This is a genomic window from Desulfovibrio sp. 1188_IL3213 (genome assembly GCF_036763145.1).
GTDB lineage: Bacteria > Desulfobacterota > Desulfovibrionia > Desulfovibrionales > Desulfovibrionaceae > Desulfovibrio.
In genome coordinates this window covers 1-3,253 of the sequence record NZ_JBAIYR010000264.1, presented here as the reverse complement: position 1 = coordinate 3,253, position 3,253 = coordinate 1, and the positions used below count along the sequence as shown (strand labels likewise).

At 57.7% G+C, this 3,253-nt stretch carries 3 protein-coding genes; 2 read left to right on the top strand and 1 reads right to left on the bottom strand.

The genetic code is table 11. The annotated features are described in order from the left end of the window. Positions 1–357: 357 nt before the first annotated feature. Entirely contained in the window at positions 358–996 is a 639-nt protein-coding gene (locus tag V6C16_RS09935; protein ID WP_333536000.1) for a carbonic anhydrase, read from the bottom strand. A gap of 541 nt (positions 997–1,537) precedes the next feature. Between V6C16_RS09935 and V6C16_RS09930 the strand changes: the two genes are divergently transcribed. After that, positions 1,538–2,518, top strand: coding sequence for a nine-heme cytochrome c (locus V6C16_RS09930; RefSeq protein ID WP_333543118.1), 981 nt, complete (start codon positions 1,538–1,540; stop codon positions 2,516–2,518). A 13-nt stretch (positions 2,519–2,531) separates the two neighbouring features. Beyond that, positions 2,532–3,253: 4Fe-4S dicluster domain-containing protein (locus tag V6C16_RS09925; protein ID WP_333543116.1), on the top strand; the 722-nt coding region annotated here is incomplete at its 3' end.

Genomic DNA, 3,253 nt, shown 5'->3' with positions numbered 1-3,253 from the left:
GTACGCCAAGCGCCAGCTCACCTGGTTTCGCGCGCGTGCCGGTGCCGTATGGCTGCCCCCCGATGATGTGGACGCCGTGGTCAAGGCGGCACGGGCCTTGCGCGTATAGGGTGCTTGTTTTTTACTGCCTGCATGGGGCTGCATGGGGCTGCATGGGGCTGCATCGCGCAGGGTTCAATTGACCGCCTGCGCGGCGGGCGGCAAGAACGGGAAAGCGCGGCTTGTCCTTCGTAAGGCAGGCAGCCACCGTGCGAAGAACAAGCCTTTCCTTCCCTCCCTGCTCCCGCCGCGCAGGACGTCATCCCTCCCCTGACGAAGGACAAACCCTTTCCCTCACTGCGCCACGAGCGGCAGAACTTATTTGTTCAGCGTAAGGAATTCGTGCTCGTCAGGGTCGTAATATTCCATTTCGCCGGACTCGATATGGTAGAGCCAGCCGTGGATATGCAGCGTACCCTTGTTTACCTTGCGCCTGACATAAGGATAGGTGAGCAGATTCTCGATCTGAAAAATAATGGAGAGCTTTTCCGTCAGCCGCAGCAGCTTTTCTTTTTCAGCATTTTTGCCGAGGGCCAGCAAGGCAAGGTCTTTGGCCTTTTTGCCCAATGACAGCCATTTCTTTGTATGGATGAGCTCCTTGCCGTTGATGTCTTTGTACAGGGCCTCAATGGCGCCGCAGTGGGTATGTCCGCAGATGATGATTTCTGAAATATTCAGCGTGGTGACGGCATATTCAATGCCTGAAGCCGTGGCATGATAGTCTTCGTCCGGCTTGTAGGGGGCCACAAAGTTGCCCACATTGCGCAAGACGAAAAGCTGCCCCGGAGGCGCGTTGGTTATGAGGGAGGGAATAACCCGGGAGTCGGCGCAACCGATAAAAAGCGCCTTGGGATGCTGTCCGCTGCTGACCAGATCCAGAAGCTGGGATTCGTTTTTTCTGAAATAATTTTTCTGAAACAGCTCGTTGCCCTGTAACAGGCTTTCAACATTCTTCATCAACGATCCTCCGTTGGAGTTACGCAGCCCTTCATTCCACAGCCATTCAGGCGGCAGGCGCACCCCGGACCGCCGTTTTCTGCGGAAAAACGGCACGGCCAGGCGGGGGCGCACTCCCCGGCAGGACCGGGGCATCATCACGCTGCTTCCATATCATCTTGCCACGTAGAGCATCTTTATGCGCAGGTCAAGCGCAAAGAGCGCGACTGGCCCGTTGAGACCATATTCCATATTTTTTTACTTTTATCACTCCGCGCCGAAGTATGTGACAGTTATGCACAACGTGGGGTCGCAAATAAATGCATTGGCGCGAAACGCCAAAATTAAAACCTATTTTTTAATGAAAATTTTCCCAATCTCCTTGTTTTTCCAAGCATGAGAAGCCGTTCCAACTCTCTGACCTCCTTGACGAGTCTTGCAGCCTGCGATACCGTTGCAATATCTGCGTGTTTGCCCCCCGCAGGGATCGGCGGGGCCGGAGGATCCTGCCGCCCTTGAGCGGCGGGCTTGGGGTAATGTCTGAATGCAAAAGGACAAGCACATGAGGAACGGCACATCACTGCTTCTGCTGGCGGCTATAGCCCTGGCTGGCGCGGCGTGTCTCACGGCGCTGGGGGGCACGGCCACGGCCGCAGCCCTGGAGCCAACAGACAGCGGCGCGCCATCGGCTATAGTCATGTTTCCGGTCGGCGAAAAGCCCAATCCCAAGGGCGCGGCCATGAAACCCGTGGTTTTCAACCATCTTATCCATGAAAAGAAGGTTGACAATTGCGAGACCTGTCACCACACGGGCGATCCGGTGTCCTGTAGCACCTGCCACACGGTAGAGGGCAAGGCCGAGGGCAACTACATCACCCTTGACCGCGCCATGCACGCCACCAATATCGCCAAACGCGCCAAGGGCAATACGCCCGTAAGCTGCGTGAGCTGTCACGAACAGCAAACCAAAGAACGGCGCGAATGCGCGGGCTGTCACGCCATTGTCACGCCCAAGCGTGACGAGGCATGGTGCGCCACCTGCCATAACATCACGCCTTCAATGACGCCCGAACAGATGCAGAAGGGCATTAACGGCACCCTGCTGCCCGGCGACAATGAGGCGCTGGCCGCAGAAACCGTGCTGGCCCGCAAGCCCGTTGAACCTGTTTCCCCCATGCTGGCCCCGTATAAGGTGGTCATTGATGCCCTGGCCGACAAGTACGAGCCGAGCAACTTTACCCACCGCCGCCACCTCACCTCCCTTATGGAAAGGATAAAGGACGACAAGCTGGCTCAGGCTTTCCACAACAAGCCTGAAATTCTGTGCGCCACCTGCCACCACAGAAGCCCGCTTTCCCTTACGCCTCCCAAGTGCGGCAGCTGCCACACCAAGGAGATCGACAAGGCCAATCCCGGTCGTCCCAACCTTATGGCCGCCTACCATCTGCAGTGCATGGGTTGCCACAAGGGCATGGATGTCGCGCGTCCCCGTGACACCGACTGCACCACTTGCCATAAGGCTGCGCCCAAAAGCGCCGACTAGCATGGAGTAAGATATGAAACGCAGAACATTTCTGACCATTCTGGGAAGCGCGGGCGTGGTCTCGGCCCTTGGCAGTGCCAAGGTGGCCCAGGCCGGACCCCATACCTTCCCATATTACGCAGACAGTTACGGGGTGCTGCACGACACCACCCGTTGCATCGGTTGCCGCAAGTGTGAAGAAGCCTGTAACAAGGTCAACCACCTGCCCAAACCCAAAAAACCCTTCAGCGACCTTACGGTGTGCGACACGCACCGCCGCACAGGCGAATATGAATGGACAGTGGTAAACAAGTACAAGGTCAACGGCAAGGACGTGTTCCGCAAATTGCAGTGCTTCCACTGCAATGACCCGGCCTGCGCCTCTGCCTGCTTTGCCAAGTGCTTTACCAAGCAGCCCAACGGCGCTGTTCACTACGAAGGCTCGCAGTGCGTGGGCTGCCGTTACTGCATGGTTGCCTGCCCCTTCTATGTTCCCGGCTTTCAGTACGACGAGGCCTTTGACCCCCTCGTACAGAAATGCACTTTCTGCGAGCCGCTGCTCAAGGAAGGCAAGCTGCCCGGCTGTGTGCAGGCATGCCCCAAGGATGCCCTTACCTTCGGCCGCCGCAGCGACCTGATCCGCGTGGCCCGCGCCCGCATTGCCGACAATCCCGGCAAGTACGTCAACTACATATATGGCGAATTTGACGCTGGCGGCACGGCCTGGATGGTGCTCAGCCCCGCAGTGGGACAGGC

Bases quoted from the DNA above. Each gene is read 5' to 3' on its own strand.
- V6C16_RS09935 (WP_333536000.1), bottom strand. From the start codon at position 996: ATGAAGAATGTTGAAAGCCTGTTACAGGGCAACGAGCTGTTTCAGAAA.
- V6C16_RS09930 (WP_333543118.1), top strand. From the start codon at position 1,538: ATGAGGAACGGCACATCACTGCTTCTGCTGGCGGCTATAGCCCTGGCT.